A 20,361-nucleotide genomic window follows, 5' to 3' on the forward strand; every position below is an offset into this window, starting at 1 on the left:
TTATGAAAAGCTATGTTGAACACGCCAATATTTCCGTCGTCGATGCTCGTAAAACCATTGAGTTTCTGACGACAGCTGTCCCTGAGTGGACGATTCGCGGCAGCGGCAAGATAGATGATTGGTTTGGCCGTCCAATTGAATGGTTCCACGTCGGAGATGAACACTCTTATATTGCTATTTCGGATGGCGGTAATGGTGATGCTGGGCATTGGACGACACATTTTACTGGTATGAAGCACCTCGGCATTGTCGTGTCAGATGTAGAAGCGTTAGTCGCTCGACTCAAAGAAGTTGGCTATGAACTTGACCACTGGGGAACTGATCATCCATTTCGCAAAAACGTCTATTACTTGGAAGATCATGGGATGCAGTTTGAGTTTGTCGAGTATCTGTCAGACAAAGACAGCGAACGAAATGATTACACTCAGTAACGGTTGTTGCAGGCCGGTTAGAGCAAGGTGTGAAGTGAGTATCTTGCTCTTACATAATAGGGCTAGCGCTTCGCGTGATCCAAAAACGCTTGAGTCAGCAATTGAAACAACGTATCAACACTTGGTTTTTGTTCTATATGGTCGAATAGGGGAGTATGAACGTCGCCACGAATATCATCGTTATGCCCGCAAAGGCGATTACATAGCTTTACTGGTTCAACGATTTTTTCTACGTCAGCATCTATGAGAATACAGGCTTGAGAGAGCACTACTTGTCCTCCGCCTTTTTTCAGTAAGACACGTTGTGCTGTCCCAACCACTTTTTTCCCATCAATATTTAAGTTGTATTCGCCATCACAATAGGAGTTTGGCGTAGCGTGCACATCAACCTTTACACCGAGTTGTTCAAAGAAAACCTTTAAGACTGAACATAAGTCGAGATACGCTTTTTTGATGTCATAAGGCTGATCTTCCGGCCAGTGATAGATATGCGAGAGGTTAATGATCCCCGGCACTTGTGGGACAGGTGCTCCACCGGTTTTACGTGAAAACAGCCTCCAACCTGAGTCTGCTAGACCTTGTTCTAGTTGTTCTGAAATTGTCCACTTCTTACCTGCTGGAAGCACTAGCGTTGGGCTTTTTACCTGCCATAGCATCAATACTTGTGACAATTGATCCGATTGAACAAGTTTGATCAGTTCATCTTCTTTACTGAAAACATCTGCGACTTCAGTGGATTGATAGCGGATCAGTTTGTTTTTGGAAGCCAAATTCAGTTCCTCTTTTCATCTACCCTTCAGTTTTACTCCAATTCCTTCACAAAATCCAATCACAACTCTGTTTTTGTTTGAAAGTAAATGTTCATTAAAAACATTAAGTTAAAACCTTCAGGCGCAAATATCTAGTCAGGTTTATAATTTGTTTTGAGCGCAAATATTGCGCATGCAATGATTGTTGTGTAATCTTTGTTTTGTACCGCTACTTACATCAAATCGAAAAAGAGAATATCGCTATGAAAAAGAAACTCAGTCTAGTTCATCGAATCAGTTCTATTAGTGCTTATCTGCTTATTATGAGCTTTTTTATCAGTACAGTAGTGGTTGAGCTCTTTGGTGATCAGCATGCAATATTGGCAGTGAAAACCTATATCTCTTACGCAATATGGGCGGTAGTGCCTTTAATGGCAGCGGCTGGTATTACTGGGGCAAAGATGGCACCTAATGTGAAAAAAGGCCCATTAGCTGCAAAGAAAAAGCGCATGCCCTTCGTAGCGATGAACGGTGTTTTGGTTTTAGTTCCAGCGGCGATTTACTTGCAGCACTTAGCGGCAATCGGACAGTTTGATACAACTTTCTATATCGTTCAGATAGTTGAGCTAATAGCGGGTTTCACTAACCTGACTTTGATGACACTGAACATTCGCGATGCAAAAGCAATAAAGAAGCCTAAAAAAACGCCGAAACAAGCGGTTATGTAAAGCATAAAAATAATTTGTTGGTCATTGCCTGAACGATAAATAGAATCCGCAGACTATTTAATTCTAAGGCGATGAAATTATGAAAAAGTTAATGACTGGTGCAGCATTAGCAACGTTATTAACTGGTTGCGTGACGTTCCCAACCCAAGAGTCTGAGCAAGTTAAAGTGATTTGGGACGATGTAAGCGCAATTGCGAACTGTCAACACTTAGGTACAGTAATGGGCTCTGAGGGTCACTTCTACGATTACTGGCTACACGCAGATAAAGACATGGTGTGGGGGACGTTAAACCAGATGCGTATCAAAGCCGCTGATCTTGGTGCAGACACGCTATACCTTTACCAACCGCTTGGTTTTTCTAGCTCAGTGACGATGTTCGCCAACGCGTATCAGTGTCAAAACTAACAAAAAGCAGACGTCAGAGTCTGCTTTTTGTTTTCAAACCGTAGCAATATGCATCGTTTGTGACGTTTAGTTCAGCCCAGCAGTCGCCATTGCTACAGAATCAGTGAAGTATAGAGTGAAGGCTTCATCCGTATTGAGCACCTTTGCAGGGAATTCTAAGCTGAGCTTTGTTTCTGGTGCGACTTCAGATTCAATGCTAGTAATGAACTTACGTGTCTCGCCCGCTGCGATACTTGAGTTGTTTTCGCCACTAGAATTTAACTCTGCTATTCCTAATGTTGTCAGCTCTATCCCTTCTGGATCAGATAAGCCTAAAAAGGATTCTGATTGGAAAACCAGTTCTCCTTCTTCAGTTTGAAATGCTCTGTAGTTATTAAAGTTTGGTTGTAGCTCGCCATTTGAACTTAAGTTAGTCACTGAGAACGTGACATGTGAGCCATCAAAGTCTTCGACGACAACCAGAACATTCGCATCTTCATAACGAGCTTCTTCCGCTAATATACGTAATTCCGCTAAACGATAAGATTCGTCGACTAGTGCAAGGAGTGCAGGGATTGAGTACTTAGAAAGACCTTCTAAATGGTCAAAATCGATCTTCGCATTCGTTGTTAGCTGGTTGGTCGAGAACTGACAATGACCGTCAATCAGGCTGACGAATGCAACCTCAAAAGTCCCCTGTAGCTTGCCAACCTCAACACCTGCTTTTTCAATGTTGGCGCGAACTTTATTGATCTCTTCCAACGACTTGCTCGGTAGCGAACCACTCGGTGAAACATCGTTTGAAACAGCAATAAGGGCTTCGGTTACGAACGGATTGTTTTCGGCTGGGACAACTGTTGTCACTAAGTTAGATTTGGTGATGTCCTCACCTAATAACACCGTCATTTTCTGAGATACAGCGGTGATGTTACCCGCGAGAACGTCACTACAATTTGGTGAGTCGCTCGCGGATGCGGTTTGGATTGCAGCGAGTGAAAGCATGGCGGACAGGCCTACGACGACGAGTCCTTTCGATGGTTGATTGTTCATCCTGATAAACCCCTCTGTAATATGATGCGCTAAGCCGACGTGTATAAAGCCAATCGTGGATTGGTATCGCGACATTCAGAATGGTTGTCGTTGAGTCCTCGCTACCGTCATCCTTTCGTAAAATGACCAAGTTATCCGCCTTTTTCACTTCTCGTCAGTAATAAGCCGTACCGTGCGCAAAAGTGCTTGAATTCGCAGATCATGCTGCAAGGGTGATGTCTTTTTCTGAAAGATAGACGCAACTTTTCCAAGCTTCAAATCTGTGATCTAAGTCTATTATTGGCCAAATGGCGAGGATCAAAGCGAAAACAGACACTTAAGCTAGAGAGTTGATTTTGAGAGAAAAAAATATATTTTTTCGGGAACTTTTTGAAATGTTGCCTTTGAGACTTAATTCGCATCTCAAAGGCAGATATTTGGAAATGAAGAGGTTTTACAATGCCTTGAGCACCTCGGCTAAACGGTTCACGGCAATCGTTAGCTCTTCAGGTGTCGCATTAGTAAAGTTAAGGCGCAATGCCGCTTTTACTTCTGAGCCCTCAGGGTAGAACACTGGGCTCGGTACAACGGCAACACCATTCGCAAGCAGTGACTTTGCCAGTTCGAAGGTATCGCATTCTGGGATCTCCACCCACACGAACATACCGCCATCAACGGGCTTGAGGACGCAGCTTGCTGGAAGCTGTTTTTCTAGCTCTGCATACATCACATCGTAGCGAGACTTGTACAGTTCACAAATAGTGCTGATGTGGGTTTCAAAGTTGTCGTGCTGGAGTAGCCCATGTAGGAGCGCTTGCATTGGTACACTAGAGTGCAGATCTGCACCTTGCTTGATTTTTATTAGTGGTTCTAGATAACTGCTTTTGCCTGTTACCACACCGATGCGAAGACCCGGAGAGGCGATCTTAGAGAACGAACGCAGTACGATAGAGTTCTGTGGACAGAAATCAGAGACTAGTGGCAGTGCTTCACCAGAGAAACGAAGCTCTCGATAAGGGGCATCTTCAATAAATGCCACCTCGTATTGAATGCACAGTTCTGCTACTTTTTGACGCGTTTCTAGCGCCCAGCAAACCCCTGTTGGGTTATGGAAATCAGGCACCGCATAGAACATTTTCGGCTTTTGTTCAGCGAAGCATTGCTCTAGTTCTTCTAGGTTTGGACCGAACTCAGTTTGAGAAACGGTAACGATGTTCGCTTGAACCAAACCGAACACCTGCATTGCACCTAAGTAGCTTGGTGCTTCCATTACCACTTTGTCACCAGGATTAACATAAGCGCGTGCGATCAAATCTAACCCTTGTTGAGAGCCAGTGGTGATCATTGCAGAGTGCGTTTCCGGCAACTGAAAGTAATCGTTTAGGAAGTTCAGAAGTGGAGTGTAACCTGCTGTCGAACCGTATTGGAAAACCTCCGGCATGTTTGCAAGGTTTTCTAATGTCGGCTTCATTAAATCGATTGGAAAAGTCTTTTCATCTGGCAAACCGCCAGCAAGTGAGATGACGTTTTTATCGCTAGCGGCAGCGAGGATCTCTCGAATATAGGATGACTTTATTTGTTGTAGTGACTGTGCGATTTCCATGTGTTGTGCTTCTCGTAATTCTCATTGTTATGCGAGAAATAGTACATGGTAATTGCTAACTTAGGTGTGTCCATTTATGCTGTTAAATATGTCCATTTATGCTATTTAAGTAAAGTGCCTACTTATGAGCCAACAACGGGTTTCCAGAATCAATGACGTACTGTTCTACATTCACCAGGACATTAGCAGGGAGTTATCCGCTAAAGACCTAGCTGAGGTAGCGGCGTATTCTGAACAGCACTTCCATCGTATTTTTAAAGAGGTGGTGGGGGAGTCGATTCATCAATACATTCGTCGCACGCGAATGGAATACGCAGCAAACCAGTTGATGTTCGATACCAAATCGTCGGTATTAGAGATTGCCAATAAGTGCGGTTTCAGTTCGGTGTCGTCATTCAGCCGCGCTTTTAAATCCACGTTTGATATGTCGCCCGGTGCTTGGCGTAAGCATGATTTGCACGTCGCAGAAAAACCGTATCTCAAAGATCCAGAAGTGGCGGCGGGTTACCATCGAGTGGCGAAGCGTATTTTGCCCGAGCCAAAGATTGTAGAAGTGCCACAACGCTTTGCTGCTTATGTTCGCCATGAAGGCTACAATCGTTCTATTCGCAATGCTTGGCTGGTACTGAAGGCGTGGGCAAATTCAGAGAATCGAGACTTTTCTACTCAATACGGTTTGCATCATTCCAACCCTGCGTGGGTAGAGCTTGATAAGTGCCGCTATGTGGCATGCATGGCGATTGATAAACCCCTTAAGTATCGCGGTGTTGTGAACCAGATGATCATTCCTGGAGGTTTACATGCGGTGTTCAGGTTGACTGGTGTGTATGGTGAGCTGCTGCCTCAAATCAGTATGGTGTTGGAGAAATGGTTGCCAGATTCGGGCTTTAAGCAGCGCTCGACTCCTGCGTATGTGCATTATCATAAAAATCATTTTCTGAATCACGAAGAAGCATTCGAGTTAGATTTTTATTTACCGATCAGCTTTTTCTGACGAGGAACAGCAAAGCCATATTGCTGGCTTTGCTGTTTGAGGATAGTTGCTTTATAGGTCAGCGTTAGTATCGCTACCTTCAGTAACATTTAACCCACTTTCGGACGTATAGATACTGAATGTTTCACCATCCACAATGCCTTCTTCTGAGTCATCATTAGCGGTACAGGTGTAACCAATCGAGTAAGTGCCAGGTTCTACATAACCAAACTCATATTGATAAGTGGCACCTTCATCTTCTGTGGTCACATTCGCAGAAGCGATAGGGGCTTGAGACTCACTTGGGGCAAACGATCCCATGTTTGCTTGCGCGATATCACCTTCATAGAGGTATACGGCATGCGCATAACCGTTGCCCGATGTCGTGTCAGTTTCGCAGCCTTGGTAGGTTGTGAGATTAACGTTGCCACCAAGATTACCAGTCGTAACCGTGTTGATTAGGCTGATTGACGTTCTTTGAATCGTGTAACCTTCGTCTTTACCCGTTGCATCTTTTAAGCCTCGACGTAAATCGAATTCCACCACGTAATCGTTGTTGTCTGGATTGACGGCAAATTGGTTATTGAAAAAGAGTACGCCAGAATTAGGCTCATCGCCGACACCTTGTGGGCACTTACCGTTACCCTTTACCGTTAATGGCATTTGGTTTCCTGTGCCTTCTTCAACGACGTAAGATGGGTATTCAGGATGGTCACCGTCGTTTGCAAAAACACACAGTTGGTAGTTACCAGTAGGAATCACTTCGTTATCAACGAGCTCCTGAGCATCACTGCCTTGGAAGTCTAATAAGTTCACACTTAATGGAAGCGGATCTGCATCGTCCGGGAGAAGATTACCTTCTTCATCAACGTAGTTGCCATCTTCATCAGTTTTGTAGACGTTGAAAATTTGAGGCTCGCCCTCACCAACAGGAAGAAAGGCGACTTTGCTGTAGGTTACTACGACTTCAGAAACATCATCTATGGGCGCATCTGATACTGAAAGGGTAACGGGAGTAGTTGCGCTACCTGAACTGCTATCTGAGTTACATCCTGTCAGTGCAAATACCACAGCTGCGCCGATCAGGCTAATTTTAAAAGTGTTCATTTGTATTTCCTTTTTAATACAAATCTCAATAAATGTAGCTGAAATTTAGCGATAAAAAATGTATCTATTGCCAGATTATTGAAAGGCTATGTCAAGATTAAGAATGAGAACTTGTCGATTCAATGAGTTAAGTAAAAATGTGCTCAAGTCGACGATTTGATGGCGGATGAAATGCTATGGTTATGAATAAGTGCTGCTCAATAAATGAGCAGCTTCTTTAACAAAAATACGCTCAGCCAAAGAGGTCTTTATGTTAGGCGAAAATCACTCACTAACTCATGAATTTCCGGAACATTTGGATACAATCACTCAACTTACGGCGAATGACGCTGACTTCGCTGAAAATGCTAAAAATTACAATACGCTTGATAAGGAAATCCGAGAACTCGAATTGCAAGGGAACCCTATTGACGATCATCAAATGAACACACTCAAACACAACCGTTCAGAGCTGAAAGATTGGCTTTACTCAAAAATTATGAGCGTGTAGTGATAACCTAGTACTGCATTAATGGCGGCTCGAACATTCGGGCCGTTTGTGTTTCTGAGTTTTAACCAACGGGTAGATGCCCTGTTTTTACCCAGATAACCGTTTCTTGAATAACAAAAGGAAAGTGCTCACTCATATGTGGGCAGCGCAGCCACGTGTGTTTTGGATAATTACCAAACTCATCATTGAACTCTCCAGATAGTACGAGGATCTCCTCGCCACCAAAATGATGGTGTGGTTGAAACTTTTCACCTTTTGGCCACTTTACCAATGCAACGTGCTCGTGCGCAAAGTTGTGCAGTGGCATGACTTGCAGTCCACCAATCCCCGGCAACCATTCAGCTTGACTGGTATTAATACGCACCGTTTCGAGATCGTTAGGATCAAACTGGTTCAGTTTTACTAAGAGCACGCAGCCTTTCTTGCTAAAAGGTGCGTGTTTACTTCCTGGAGGGTTACGTAGGTAAGTACCTGCCGGATAGTCCCCATACTCGTCAGAAAATACGCCCTCAAGTACCAATATCTCCTCTCCATGTGGGTGAGGGTGCGTAGCAAACTTCGAGTTTGGTTCGTACTTCACCAAGCTGGTGGTATGCCCGGACTCTTTCGCCTCTCGCTCTAATGGTTTGCGCCATACACCCGCTGCAGGGCTGGCTATCCAATCTTGCTCAGAGGTTTTGATAACCAGTCTTTTTGAAAAGTCCATATTTAACATGTTGAAATACCGAGTGATTATGAAGAGTGAGTCCAAGTGGGATTCATAATGATATTGAATGAATTGTAGATAACGCTTTCACAAGAGGAAATGTATTTTTCTGTTACATTTTCTTACATTCTCCTTGTTGAATACGAATTGTTATATTATAACATTGCGCAAGCCTAAACGTTATAACATAACAATAAGCAAGGAAAATGCAGTGAATAAAAAATTGGTCTCTCTAGCGGTTGGTAGTTTGTTTGTCTCCCCAGTGTTTGCAGATACACTTTCGAATCCTCAGATTGGAGTGGTACTAGACGGTTACTATCAAGATGGACAGCGTCATAACTCAGAGCGCGAAGAGGGTTTTGGTCTTGGTCATACTGAATTAAATATGTCAGCAAACATTGATGACAAGTTTCATGGTGCACTGACGGCAGTACTAGAAAGCCATGGTGATGAGACAGAGTTTGTTTTGGAAGAGGCATTCATCGAAACACTCGCACTTCCTTACGGTTTGAATGTGCGTGCTGGTCGATTCCTGTCTGACTTTGGTTACCTGAATAATCAACACATGCACACCGACAGCTTTGTTGAGCGCCCAATCGCTTACCGTACGTTCCTAGGTTCGCATTATTACGACGATGGTGTTCGCGCAAACATCGTGTTGCCAACGGATCTGTATGTAAAGTTTGGTGCTGAGGCGTTAAGCGGTAGCAAGATGTCTTCAGTTGAAGATGGCTCTGAAGTTGGCGTTTACACGACGACACTGAAGCTAGGCAGTGATTTCTCTGAATCATCTAGTTGGCAGTTTGGCTTGAGCTACTTGTACAACAAAAATGGCAAAGTGAAAGAGTTCGAAGATCACGACCACGGTCATGCAGAGGAGCATGGTCACGATCATAGCCATGCCGCAGCAGTTACGGGTGAGAACCTTTACGGCGCTGACTTTGTATGGAAATGGGCGCCAGATGGTAACTACAAGTACAGCAACTTCACGCTTTCTGCTGAATACATGTTGCTAGACGGTGCGGTAGACAGCAAGTTCAAAGATGACGCGGAATCTCCAGACAAGCTTACCGCATACTACGTATCGGGTGTTTACCGCTTTAACCCAAGCTGGTCAGCAGGCCTGCGTTACGGTGAAGCAGAAAGCTACGACGGCCACGCACACGGTGACCACATGCATTTCACGGCACTAAACGATAAAGAGATGGATGCGATGATCGCATGGGATTCTTCTCACTTCGGTACTATCCGTGCGCAATACTCTCGCATTGATAACCAAGACAGCGAAACAGACAACGTATTCACACTGCAATACGTGATGACGTTTGGAGCGCACGGTGCACATGCGTTCTAAGCTGACGTTAAGTAAATGCAGTTTAGCAATGATGGCGGCGGGGTCTGCCATCATTGCTTCGCCTGCTTCGGCTCTCAACATCTTCGTTTGTGAGCCAGAATGGAAAGCCTTTCTTGAAAGTCATGCGCCAGACGCCAGCATTTATTCAGCGACAACGGCTAAGCAAGACCCACATTACGTACAAGCTCGCCCTTCATTGATTGCCAAGATGCGCCAAGCGGACATGGCTATGTGCTCGGGGGCTGAATTAGAAGTGGGGTGGTTACCGATGCTGCAAGTTCGTAGCAGCAATGCAGCGGTGCAAAATGGTGCGCCGAGCATGATCTATGCGACGGACTTCGTGCGCATGTTAGATACTCATGATCACGTTGACCGTAGTATGGGAGATATACACGCTCACGGTAATCCACACGTCCAGTTTGCAGCTAACGATATGATTCCGCTCTCACGTGCGGTCACTGAACGATTGAAAACCATCGATCCAGACAACGCCCACACGTACCAGTTTAATGGCATGAAGTTCCGCGCTCATTGGCGTAAAAAGCTCGATGAATGGAATGAGAAAGCCGCTGCTTTAAAAGGTAAGCAAGTTGTTGGTTATCACGCGACGTATCGTTATTTGTACGATTGGCTAGGAATGAAGCAGATTGCCGATCTCGAACCTAAACCGGGCATTTCACCGACCACATCTCACCTGCAATCACTCACCAAGTTAGATGCCGACAGCTTTGATGCGATTGTTTACTCATCTCATCAGGATCAGCGCCCTGCGAACTGGTTGCAGCAGCACACTAACAAGCCTGTGATTCAACTGCCATTGACCGTTTCTAAGGGGGAGAGCTTGGATGAAATGTACGATCAAGTCATTGATGATTTACTGGATGTGTTAGTGCCGCCTGTACCAGTGAAGATCTAAGCCATGGCAGATTATGCATGGCTTTTACCCGCGGTTTTGTGTGGTTTAATTGCGTTAGTCGGCAACATCGTACTGGGGCAGCAAGTTCTCAATCGTCAGATCATCTTTATTGATTTGGCGGTGGCGCAAGTCGCGGCATTGGGGGCCGCGCTCAGCCATTATTGGTTGAGTCAATACGCGCTGTTCTCAGGTTCATTCTTTGGTGAAATGATTGGCCCTTGGGTGATGTCTTTGATGCTTTGTGGACTGATTGCTTTGATGGAGAAACGATACCAACAGCATTTGGAACCCATGATAGGTAGCTTGTTTGTGGTGTCTGCATCGCTGGCGATACTGCTGGTGAGCAAAGACCCGCATGGCGGAGACTTTATTCAAGGTATCCTTAATGGGCAGCTGTTATGGGCGACTTGGGCTGACGTTTGGCCTTTGGCATTGATTACCGCTGCGATGTTGCTGTTGGTATGGTTAAAACCTGCGTTTATGCAGGGCAGTGGTTTCTATCTGATCTTTGCTATCTTAATGCCGATTACGGTCAAGTTAACGGGCATTTATTTGGAATTTGCCTTGTTGGTGATTCCAGCTCTATGTGCAGCGGCATTAAAGGGAACTCGATTCTTTATCGCCAGTATCAGCATTGGTATGGTTGGGATCATATCTGGCATTGCAGCATCGGCTCGTTACGACTTACCAAGTGGCGCGAGTATCGTGATCACCCTGTTTATCGCGGGTATGTTGTTTAATCTCTTGCTTCAGCCTTGGTTGCAAAAAGCGCAATCTGAGCGTGAAGAGCGAGAAGAAATCGCACAATGATAAAAAGGCTCCGCGTTAACGGAGCCTTTTGTTTAGCACTGCTTTTCTTATTAGTAACTGCATGATGCGTTACTTGATTGCCTGATAACTCAGCTCTAAAACCCGAATTACTCTACTTCTTGCTATCTTAGCAAGGTTTGAAGATTGGGAGCGTCTGAGGCTTGATGGAATCTGTCAAAGTGTTATCCAGCGCAGGGAATAATTGGTTTATCCCTATTTCAGACAGCCCCAACCACGCCATTAAGCTCGCATGAAGTTGGTCTGAAGAAATGGTTGGAATCACTCGCCCACGGGAGAGTAAATAAGGGCTCTCGTCAGATAAATCTGGGTACTCACCTACAATCGTTTTTCCTGCCACACTGCCACCCATCACTAATGCATGGCTTGCCCAACCGTGGTCAGTGCCATCGGTGCCATTTGGGATCAGGGTTCGGCCAAACTCTGAATGGGTGAAGGTCGTGACTTGATCAAATAAGCTGTGATTCTCTAAAGCTAACTGAAATGCCGCCATCGCTTCTGCCAACTCTTGCAACAGGCCAGTTTGGCGGCTGATTTGTGCAGAGTGGGTATCGAATCCGCCCAACTTGCAACTGAAGTACTGAGCAGGATGTTGGAACTGATCTTTGTGTAGAATTAGCTTAAACACCGCTTTCAATTGTTGACCAATTCGCGTCTCAGGGAAGACATCGGCGATTTCTGAATTCAGAATTGCACTGAACTGCTCATACATTCTGGTTGAATCCACCGCGACGCCAGCATAATGACACTGAAAAACGTTACCGTAGTTGCCCCCGCTTTGCAGCCGATCAAACAGATCTCTTGAGCGCTGATCATTGAAGATGTCGCTTGGTGGTTTAGATCCCACCGAGTTAGATTGTGCCTCAATACAGTTGGTCCACACTTGTGTGCCACCAATATCAAACATGGGTGATAAGTCGTTTAAGTTACGTAGCATCGAGCCTAGTTCAGTCGATGTTTTTGCGCCGAAGCCCTCTTTTGATAGTGACTTGGTGGCATGGGATTGAACCATGGTGGATTGATGTGAGTGGCTGAACAGGTGCGCCGGGCGCGTACTTTCGTCATAAAGCATGTTGTTCACGCGTTGTGTCAACGGACCTAGGTTAATCACAGGCACTAGGTTCGAGCTGTCCCAATAGGGCTTAAGGGCCGCCATAGCAGGGTTGAGTGCCAACTTAGCAGCATCGTTGACTGCGTCTAAGTAGATACAACTGGTTTCATCCAAAGCCAAATTGCCACGCAGCGCGCGGTATTGGCTGTTAGCATTAGCGGCGGTTGGGATAAGCATGTTGTACCCATCGTTACCGCCCGCAAGGTCAATGCCGACCACGGCACGATAACCGCTTTGGCATTGGTTAAATGAGTCAGCAAAAGCTGGAAGCGCAGTAAGGTTAAGCGCAGAGATCCCCAGACCAGCGGAACTTGCTTGTAAAAATCGACGTCGAGTTAAGTTCATGATGATTACCCCTGTGTGATGAATTCTGGTGAAAGCAGTGCGTTCATAACGAGATTCTTAATCTCCTTGCGCCATTTCGATTGACGACTTGAGCACAGAGCGAGGTAATCGAGATAACATTGACGCGCTTGCTCACTCATTTGGTAAGCAAACAAGTGTTGGTTAAGGTAATCCACGACACCTTCATCATCGAATGCGAGGTATAGGGTGAACAGTTTTTCATCCATGTACCAATCTTTGGCTTCTTCCTCAAAACGAGCAATAAGCTCACGGAACTGAATCCCATATTGGTAGATGTCGTGCCATTGATACACATTGAATTCTGGCGCGACCAGACCATTAAAATCAGGATGGTTTGGTGCGTCGTCAGGTTGGTAATAATAAAATACCGATGGGGCTGACAGGGGCAAAGTTCGGTTATACCAGTTGAACTGTTTTGGCCACATCAGTACACCGTCACGTCGTTTCACTTGCAGCGCGCGCATCGCATGCGTGAACACAGAAAGCGGATCACGCAATTTGCCGACGGTACTGCCAGAGCGAAGGGCATCCTTATCGGTCAGAATCGCAATCACAAGGGTTTGCATATCACCATCAGAGCGTTTGAATGCACGGCGTACGCGGCGAATATAACCCGCTCTAGGGTTACTGGTGACCAGCTTGTTGATGAAGAACTTCGTCACAAAAGTGTACAGAGTACTTTGATTCATCAAGTGCTCAATCACCGCTTCCAGTTCATCCTCTGCGCTTACACCCGATGAGAAGGTTTTACCAAGAATGCGCTTCTCGCCCATATCGTGTTCACCACGAGGTTCCATCGGTTGGCTGTATTTGTCATTACCGCGAATATCGATGAACTTCCAACCAGTAAATACGCGCGCTAATTCTTCGATGTCTTCTTGGGTATAGGTCGCGATTTCATTACCTTCTGCATCCAAACGGACATCACCGTTGTTCTGCAATTTGACTGGCCCAAGAGTAAAAAGTTGAAGCAGCTCTCGTGCGTAGTTTTCATCTGGCGCCGTGAGCTCATTAGAAACGTTGTTCACGAAGGTTAGGTACTCACCCATGATTGGGGATTTCGATACAAAACGAATCACATCACGGAAGTTTCCGAAGGCATTATCGAGCAGTCCATCGAAGTAATTGCACATGTAACGGCGCTTAGACGCGGCACTAAACGCAGGGTCCTTCACACTGACCACAAACAGCTGAGAAAGCGTGTAAGCAATGCGTTGGCGCAGAATGTCTTTTCCTTCCACCGTCATACGCGTCCAACTGCTCGCGTAATACAAGCCTTGGCCTAAGTCGGGTACGTTGAGTTCATCTTGCTCAAAGTGAGTGAGCCAAGAAGAGGAGGGAATAAGCGTTTGTTGAGCAACCCAGTTTTCAATGCTTCCTGATTGAACAAGGTCATTAATGTCACGTTGGGATGGCCCGAACGTGCATTGTTGCAGCGTTCTTGCTGCATCTATGTAAGCCTGATTCATTTTATCTCCCGCAGGTATTCTTATCATTGTCAGGTACTGTGTGTTTTCTTACGTCCTGTTTAAAAACACGTTGTATCTTTAAAATCGTAATCCAGAATGTTGATAACAAAAATGTAAGACAGGCAGGTTTACTGTGACTTTGCTGCACAATCTAGGAATTAGTCCGGTGAGCTTTTAAAGAAAGGAAAGTAAATCCACGTTTGAGTTATGAATTGACTGAGAAACATAACCAGAACGGTGACACAAACGTGCTATTTGGCAAACCATCATCAAGTTGTCTTGATTAGTTCACATCCGACTCCCAGACTGTTTCTATAGTTTTTATAAGATATGAAAGACCCTGCGTACGAGAAGCGCAGCTGTAACGCGACTATGCATAAAAACAACAAACGCTAGGGATTAAAGCGAATTTGTAATCTCAACATTTAAGGAAGACCAAGATGAAACCGGAAAAAGTAGCAGTAGTCACTGGTGCGGCGCGTGGTATTGGCCAAGCTATTTGTGAGCAATTACTGGAGGATGGACTCTACGTCGTCGGGCTAGACATATCGCCTGTGGAATGGAGCCAGTCGGCGCAGCTAAGCAGTTATCAAGTCAACTTGTGCGATGCCGAAGCTGTTAGCGAAGTGGTAGACAGTATTGTAGAGCAGCATGGAAGAATCGATGCGTTGGTTAACAATGCAGGCATCACTCGAGATGCACTGTTGCCAGACATGTTAGAGCAAGATTGGGACAGCGTTATCGACGTGAACCTAAAAGCGGTGTTCTTACTCACCCAGCGCGTTGCTCCTGTGATGTTAGAGCAGGGCGCAGGCAGTATCGTCAGCATCTCTTCTATTGTAGGAACGGATGGCAATATAGGCCAGAGTAACTACGGCGCAAGTAAAGGCGGCGTGATTTCAATGAGCAAAGGCTGGGCGAAAGAGCTATCAAGAAAGGGCGCACAGATACGCGTCAATTGTGTCGCGCCAGGTTTTATCGCCACCGACATGACCAAGAACCTGCCAGAGAAAGTGATTCAAATGATGGAAGGCAAAACCCCATTAGGCCGAATGGGCTCAGTGCAAGACATCGCCAATGGGGTCTCCTTCCTCACCTCCGACAAGAGCGCCTACATCACAGGCCAAGTGCTGAAGATTGACGGTGGCTTGGTGCTTTAACACATAAAACAAAAACTCAAATAACAAACGCCCTTCATCTGAGTGAAGGGCGTTTTTGTTAGCACACTTTTGCCCCATTATCATTTAGAGTAGATGCTCTTCACTAAACGAGAGCGTTTCGATAGACCAACATTTCCCAATGCCAAATACTTATCTGAGACAGTCTACCAAAGGGATAACTCAAACTAACTAAGGGCATTGAGCTTGTCTTGTAACACTTGGATTGCAATTTTATAGTTTTCCGGTGTCTGGTCATTAGCTGCCATGAGCAACACTGCTTGGGTTATTGGGTCAACATGCGTTCGGCCTCCTTCTTCGTGATATCGCAACAACCCACAAACTTCTATAGTGTTCCACCCTTTACCATGTTTTCCCCCTTTATGCCTATAGGTTAGCCCAGGCACCAGTGCGGTGATGTGGTCTTCGTATCTATCGTAGTGTGCATGGATAATAGTGTAATTAGATGACTTTGAGGGAAACCTAGTGTAAGAAGGGGATTTGGTAATTAACGATGTACCTTTGTATCCATTACATTCTTTACAGGATACACATAGGTTCTCTGGGTGAAACATCCATTTATCAAAATCATTTTTGTGCATGATGTGTTCTAAATCCCAGTCCCCACCATGTTTGGAAGGTTTGTGAACCTTGCAATAAGCACAGCAATATTCCTGTTGTTCAATATAATGCTGTTTCATTCTAGCTTTGAGCTCTGCTACCTCATCGCCCCCCCATTTTTCATTTGGGGATACGTTTTTTTCCAGCACGCCTGTGATGATCGCTTTGTCGTCTTCGTTCAGGACAAAAGGTGTCATAAGTACCCTCCAGACAGTAAAGTCGAGCGCATAATTCCCAGTAACACTCTAACTTTGTCGTGTTCTTCCAATTGAGATTCAAAGTTCAATAACCAATTCGCGTTTGCCAAGGTTTCTTCGGGAGGGTTTTCTGTTTTACAGACACAATCCAAGACCTCAATAATTTGAGTAATCAAATATTCATTGTTGTTGCCTGGATTATGAAACAACCTAGCCAACTGGTAATCAGCGGAGCGCTCTTTATGAGGGTTAGAATCAATTAGTTTGCGATTGACCATATCATACACGCAACAATTTGAGGCGGAGATGTCTGACACAATCAAAGGGGAATGAGTGGCAATGAGGAAGTGACATCCTTTATAACTCGAAAATGAGTCATTGAGAATGTCGACAAACTTTTCTTGCCACTGTGGGTGAAGACTGATTTCAGGTTCATCGATGCAAATTAGCGCATTATCTTCGATAGAAGATATGATCCCCATAAACAAAAGAAAGAGGCACTGCTCTCCAGAACTGCGTTTTGATAAACATGTAATCGCAGAGTTATCTAAATTCAACTCGCCTTCTGAAAATCCAGTTTCTTTCTCATATACGGTTTGAATACTTGCTAGAGAAATGAGCCCTGAGCGGAGTAGTTTAGCAATAATGCGTTTAGAAAATGAATAATTCTCACTTTTAGTTATGTGGATTAGATCAAAAGAGTTCCGTAGTATGTCTAAAACAAAAGATGGGTAATATGATATTGCTTCGCAAGTCTGCAGCATTTCTGCCAACTCACTGCCTTCGTACTCTTCGTAAGCTTTCCTCAATATCAACTGGGTTTCTGGCTCAAGTGCTGAACTGTTGTGTGTTTCACTTGTGACTAATTTCTCTAAATCTGCTTTAGGGAAAGTAAGGTTAAACTGTAGAGCCAGTTTTCGACCAAAATTGAACTTAGATAGAAAACGCGTCAGCGCTTCTTGCTTTCTTGGTTCAATTCGATCTTCGGTTCCGAGAAGTTGCTCTATAGCTTTTGATGCAATACGAACAGATGGAGATAAGGTAGGTAGATAGGGTTTAGAACCAACATACGCGTAGAAACCACTAGGTATGATATCTCGTTTTGTCTTCCAGCTATCTTGAAATTTCTCAAACTGGCTTGTCGATGCTGCAATGAGTTTTCTGGGAATGGGATGCTTGAATTCTTTACCAATGATTGGCCACAACGATAGATTCTCTCTCGCATAATACACCGCTGAGGAAACATTCCGACGTCTACTCGCGAGAGCTTCTACATAAAGTGATTGATAGTAATTGCAAGTGTCTTTTAGGAGTTCTGTTTTACCACACCCATTATTACCAATGATAACCGTAAAGGCATTACTTTCATCATCCTCTTTTTCCCAGAGGATATGCTCTCTAATTTTGTTAACCCGAAACCCCATATCTTACCCACAATACTTTGATTTAATAGCATATAGTACATGGGGGACATCTATTCTCCAACACACCTAATAGTAATGATACCGCTACAATTTTAAGAAGTGATAGATGAAACGTGATTAACTTTATTTGCCCGAGTATGGTTTATCTAAAATACTTGATTTGAGTTTCAGATCGTAACGCACTTTTGTCCAAAAACGAGCTTCACAAATCCAGAATAATTTGAATTAAAACGCCCTTCATACCTCCATGAAGGGCGTTTTTCTTTTGTTCAAATTACCTAGGTAGACTACCTTTCACGCACGTAAGTGGTTTGAACTAAGGTATCCAAAACAACATCACTCTTGGTGACTTTGAAGTTCAGCGGTTGTTCCAAATCCCCAAATAGAGGTGCGCCGCCGCCAAGTAGGATAGGGAAGCGTGTGATCACCATTTCATCGATAAGATCTTCTTTAAGGAAGTTTTGAATCGTCACCCCGCCGTCGATGTAAAGATCGTTAAAACCTTTTGCGTTTAGATCCGCAAGTACATCTTTTAGCTCGCCTTTTACTAGAAAGACTTTGTCTTCGTAGCCTTGTGGTACTTCTGTCATGGTGTTGCTGAGTACAAACACAGGTTTGCTGTATGGCCAATCGCAATCAAAACTCAGCACAACATCTAAGGTATTACGCCCCATGACTAAGCCGTCAATACGTTCCATTAGTGGGAAGAAGCCAGTATCAATATTGTCGGGATTTGGTACGGATTGTAGCCAGTCGAGTTTGCCCTGCTTATCTGCGATGTAACCGTCCAGACTGGTTGCAATAAATACGATATTTGCCATGAGTACCTCATCAAAATTGCGATGCTTGAGCCAAGCTAAAGTATGGTTTAAAATTAATTCTACAATGTAGAATAACTCTGAGTTTATCGGGAGGATCAAATGTCTGTCAACGAAAAGAAACGCGGGAGACCAGCCGCTAAGCAGTCGCAGTTAAGCGCAGAAAGCATCCTAGATACGGCTAAGTCATTGATGAAAAAGGATGGCAAGGTACCAAGCATTCGCTCGTTAGCGACGCAATTAAATGTGGATCCTATGGCGATCTATCACTACTTCAAAAACAAGAATGCGTTGCTTGAAGCGTTAACCACATCGCTGGTGGAGGAAATTTATCAACCGAAAGTGGATGACGATTGGCAAGGCGAACTCAAAAATTTGTGTGTTAGCTACATTGAACTGTTGCGTGAGTACAACGGGTTATTGCAAACCATGCTGAGCATGACATCTCACGGCCCTGCCCAAGTCTTTACCGAGCGTTATCAATTGATTGTTCAGTCGTTGGGTTTATCTCAGCAAGTGGAGAAAGATTGTTTAGATCTGCTGGCGGATTACTTGCACGGTTTTGCGCTGTCGATTAGCTGCTGCCACGATACGAGCTTGATCAAAACAGAGATGATGGATGGACCGTTGAATCTGATCTGTTCTTCGTTGCTAGCATCTCGAACCTAGCTCACATTAACGTGTACTTTTTTACTTATAGCGTGAAAGAAATTCCCATAACCAAAGGTTCTAACTAAAAGAGATTGCAGGACTTTTATTTGGCGAATTCGACCTAATATCTTGAGTATGCCCAATCGCAGTTGGCGAAGTGGTGATTTTAATAATGCTTGCTGGCGCGCAAAAGCCGTCAGTTTGAAGATGCATTCAAACACAATAAGGTATAACAATGACTAACGAATACATTCCACCAAAAGTTTGGACGAACGATAATGAAAACGGCGGTCAATGGGCGAGCATAAACCGTCCGGATTCTGGTGCACGTCACGAGCAAGAGCTTCCAGTTGGTGAGCATCCATTTCAACTTTACTCAATGGGTACACCAAACGGTCAGAAAGTAACGATCATGTTTGAGGAGCTTTTAGCGGCAGGCGTAACAGCAGCAGAATACGATGCATACCTGATTAAGATTGGCGATGGCGACCAGTTTGGTTCTGGCTTTGTATCAGTTAACCCGAACTCGAAGATTCCTGCGTTGGTAGACCGTTCAGGTGCCGAGCCAGTGAACGTGTTTGAATCTGGTAACATCTTGTTCTACCTAGCGGAGAAGTTTGGTCACTTCCTACCTACAGAGGGTGCGAAACGTGCTGAGGTAATGAACTGGCTATTCTGGTTGCAGGGCTCTGCACCTTACCTAGGTGGTGGTTTTGGTCACTTCTACGCGTACGCACCAGAGAAGTTCGAGTACCCAATTAACCGCTTCACTATGGAAGCTAAGCGTCAGCTAGACGTGCTAGATAAGCGCCTTGCAGACAATGAATTCTTAGGTGGCGATGAATACAGCATTGCCGATATCGCAACTTGGCCTTGGTACGGCAACCTTGTATTAGGTCGTGCTTACGATGCAGCTGAGTTCCTAGACGTATCAAGCTACAAAAACGTTGTGCGTTGGGCTAAAGCGATTGATGAACGTGAAGCGGTAAAACGTGGTCGTATTGTTAACCGCTCATGGGGTGAAGAGTGGGAACAATTGGCAGAACGTCATAGCGCAGCAGATATTGATGCCGTATTCGCTAAGGCTCCGAAGTAGGCATTGAACTGCACTTCATTGATTAAACTTAGGAACCCTCTCTAGCATAAAATCGATTTTCGTTAGCGACAAAAATGACACACTAAATGCATCATTAATAGGCTTGGTGATGTCTTGGCAGTAAAAAAATGGAGCTATTGTAAGCTCCATTT

Annotated in this window: 21 protein-coding genes; 11 read left to right on the plus strand and 10 right to left on the minus strand. The window is 44.7% G+C overall.

The genetic code is table 11. From position 1 onward, the window contains the following. Window positions 1–2 precede the first annotated feature (2 nt). A complete protein-coding gene (locus BSZ04_RS06270; protein WP_088879880.1) occupies window positions 3–431 on the plus strand; it encodes a VOC family protein in 429 nt (142 codons plus the stop codon). 62 nt (window positions 432–493) lie between these two features. On the opposite strand, the gene BSZ04_RS06275 is transcribed toward BSZ04_RS06270, so the two are convergent. Beyond that, entirely contained in the window at window positions 494–1,201 is a 708-nt protein-coding gene (locus BSZ04_RS06275) for a lipoate--protein ligase family protein (RefSeq protein WP_088879881.1), read from the minus strand. Window positions 1,202–1,443: 242 nt separating this feature from the next. Here BSZ04_RS06275 and BSZ04_RS06280 point away from each other — a divergent pair, with 242 nt between their 5' ends. After that, window positions 1,444–1,908 (plus strand): hypothetical protein, encoded by a 465-nt coding sequence (locus BSZ04_RS06280; RefSeq protein ID WP_088879882.1) that lies wholly within the window; start codon window positions 1,444–1,446, stop codon window positions 1,906–1,908. A gap of 79 nt (window positions 1,909–1,987) precedes the next feature. Next, window positions 1,988–2,314, plus strand: a complete 327-nt coding sequence (locus tag BSZ04_RS06285; RefSeq protein ID WP_088879883.1) for a DUF4156 domain-containing protein — start codon at window positions 1,988–1,990, stop codon at window positions 2,312–2,314. A 66-nt stretch (window positions 2,315–2,380) separates the two neighbouring features. Here BSZ04_RS06285 and BSZ04_RS06290 read toward each other — a convergent pair whose 3' ends face one another. Together BSZ04_RS06290 and BSZ04_RS06295 are read right to left on the minus strand one after the other, a co-directional pair. Next, window positions 2,381–3,343: a hypothetical protein gene (locus BSZ04_RS06290; protein WP_088879884.1), complete on the minus strand. Its 963-nt coding sequence runs from the start codon at window positions 3,341–3,343 to the stop codon at window positions 2,381–2,383. A gap of 433 nt (window positions 3,344–3,776) precedes the next feature. Further along, window positions 3,777–4,925, minus strand: coding sequence for an aminotransferase-like domain-containing protein (locus tag BSZ04_RS06295; protein ID WP_088879885.1), 1,149 nt, complete (start codon window positions 4,923–4,925; stop codon window positions 3,777–3,779). 124 nt (window positions 4,926–5,049) lie between these two features. Between BSZ04_RS06295 and BSZ04_RS06300 the strand changes: the two genes are divergently transcribed. Continuing rightward, window positions 5,050–5,919: an AraC family transcriptional regulator gene (locus BSZ04_RS06300; protein WP_088879886.1), complete on the plus strand. Its 870-nt coding sequence runs from the start codon at window positions 5,050–5,052 to the stop codon at window positions 5,917–5,919. Between the two features lie 51 nt (window positions 5,920–5,970). Here the strand turns inward: BSZ04_RS06300 and BSZ04_RS06305 are convergent, their stop codons facing one another. After that, complete coding sequence (locus tag BSZ04_RS06305; RefSeq protein ID WP_088879887.1) at window positions 5,971–7,005, minus strand: DUF4382 domain-containing protein; 1,035 nt, start codon at window positions 7,003–7,005, stop codon at window positions 5,971–5,973. 250 nt (window positions 7,006–7,255) lie between these two features. Between BSZ04_RS06305 and BSZ04_RS06310 the strand changes: the two genes are divergently transcribed. Beyond that, window positions 7,256–7,495 carry an HP1242/YdcH family protein gene (locus BSZ04_RS06310; RefSeq protein ID WP_010452898.1) on the plus strand — a complete coding sequence of 80 codons (240 nt, stop codon included), beginning with the start codon at window positions 7,256–7,258 and terminating at the stop codon, window positions 7,493–7,495. Between the two features lie 61 nt (window positions 7,496–7,556). Here the strand turns inward: BSZ04_RS06310 and BSZ04_RS06315 are convergent, their stop codons facing one another. Further along, window positions 7,557–8,210 carry a cupin domain-containing protein gene (locus tag BSZ04_RS06315; protein ID WP_088879888.1) on the minus strand — a complete coding sequence of 218 codons (654 nt, stop codon included), beginning with the start codon at window positions 8,208–8,210 and terminating at the stop codon, window positions 7,557–7,559. Window positions 8,211–8,412: 202 nt separating this feature from the next. Between BSZ04_RS06315 and BSZ04_RS06320 the strand changes: the two genes are divergently transcribed. The 3 genes from BSZ04_RS06320 to BSZ04_RS06330 are packed head-to-tail and all read left to right on the plus strand — an operon-like array spanning window position 8,413 to window position 11,281. Beyond that, window positions 8,413–9,555, plus strand: a complete 1,143-nt coding sequence (locus BSZ04_RS06320) for a hypothetical protein (RefSeq protein WP_088879889.1) — start codon at window positions 8,413–8,415, stop codon at window positions 9,553–9,555. Next, window positions 9,545–10,471 carry a metal ABC transporter solute-binding protein, Zn/Mn family gene (locus tag BSZ04_RS06325; RefSeq protein WP_162531050.1) on the plus strand — a complete coding sequence of 309 codons (927 nt, stop codon included), beginning with the start codon at window positions 9,545–9,547 and terminating at the stop codon, window positions 10,469–10,471. Before BSZ04_RS06320 ends, BSZ04_RS06325 begins: the two co-directional genes overlap by 11 nt. A gap of 3 nt (window positions 10,472–10,474) precedes the next feature. Further along, window positions 10,475–11,281 (plus strand): metal ABC transporter permease, encoded by an 807-nt coding sequence (locus tag BSZ04_RS06330; RefSeq protein ID WP_071235114.1) that lies wholly within the window; start codon window positions 10,475–10,477, stop codon window positions 11,279–11,281. 127 nt (window positions 11,282–11,408) lie between these two features. Here BSZ04_RS06330 and BSZ04_RS06335 read toward each other — a convergent pair whose 3' ends face one another. Together BSZ04_RS06335 and BSZ04_RS06340 are read right to left on the minus strand one after the other, a co-directional pair. Continuing rightward, window positions 11,409–12,755 carry a DUF1501 domain-containing protein gene (locus BSZ04_RS06335; protein WP_088879891.1) on the minus strand — a complete coding sequence of 449 codons (1,347 nt, stop codon included), beginning with the start codon at window positions 12,753–12,755 and terminating at the stop codon, window positions 11,409–11,411. A gap of 5 nt (window positions 12,756–12,760) precedes the next feature. Beyond that, a complete protein-coding gene (locus BSZ04_RS06340) occupies window positions 12,761–14,245 on the minus strand; it encodes a DUF1800 family protein (RefSeq protein WP_088879892.1) in 1,485 nt (494 codons plus the stop codon). Between the two features lie 440 nt (window positions 14,246–14,685). On the opposite strand from BSZ04_RS06340, the gene BSZ04_RS06345 reads away from it, so the two are divergent. Beyond that, a complete protein-coding gene (locus tag BSZ04_RS06345; RefSeq protein WP_088879893.1) occupies window positions 14,686–15,405 on the plus strand; it encodes a beta-ketoacyl-ACP reductase in 720 nt (239 codons plus the stop codon). A 185-nt stretch (window positions 15,406–15,590) separates the two neighbouring features. Here BSZ04_RS06345 and BSZ04_RS06350 read toward each other — a convergent pair whose 3' ends face one another. From BSZ04_RS06350 to BSZ04_RS06360, 3 genes are all read right to left on the minus strand, one after another. Beyond that, a complete protein-coding gene (locus BSZ04_RS06350; RefSeq protein WP_088879894.1) occupies window positions 15,591–16,220 on the minus strand; it encodes an HNH endonuclease in 630 nt (209 codons plus the stop codon). Beyond that, window positions 16,217–17,644: an ATP-binding protein gene (locus BSZ04_RS06355; RefSeq protein ID WP_088879895.1), complete on the minus strand. Its 1,428-nt coding sequence runs from the start codon at window positions 17,642–17,644 to the stop codon at window positions 16,217–16,219. Before BSZ04_RS06355 ends, BSZ04_RS06350 begins: the two co-directional genes overlap by 4 nt. Window positions 17,645–17,931: 287 nt before the next feature. After that, window positions 17,932–18,465: a dihydrofolate reductase family protein gene (locus BSZ04_RS06360; RefSeq protein ID WP_088879896.1), complete on the minus strand. Its 534-nt coding sequence runs from the start codon at window positions 18,463–18,465 to the stop codon at window positions 17,932–17,934. A 99-nt stretch (window positions 18,466–18,564) separates the two neighbouring features. On the opposite strand from BSZ04_RS06360, the gene BSZ04_RS06365 reads away from it, so the two are divergent. Both BSZ04_RS06365 and yghU read left to right on the plus strand, forming a co-directional pair. Continuing rightward, entirely contained in the window at window positions 18,565–19,131 is a 567-nt protein-coding gene (locus tag BSZ04_RS06365) for a TetR/AcrR family transcriptional regulator (RefSeq protein ID WP_088879897.1), read from the plus strand. 217 nt (window positions 19,132–19,348) lie between these two features. After that, window positions 19,349–20,209 carry a glutathione-dependent disulfide-bond oxidoreductase gene (yghU, locus tag BSZ04_RS06370; protein WP_071235101.1) on the plus strand — a complete coding sequence of 287 codons (861 nt, stop codon included), beginning with the start codon at window positions 19,349–19,351 and terminating at the stop codon, window positions 20,207–20,209. The last annotated feature ends 152 nt before the right edge of the window (window positions 20,210–20,361 follow it).

It is taken from the genome of Vibrio rotiferianus (assembly GCF_002214395.1).
Classification (GTDB): Bacteria; Pseudomonadota; Gammaproteobacteria; order Enterobacterales; family Vibrionaceae; genus Vibrio; species Vibrio rotiferianus.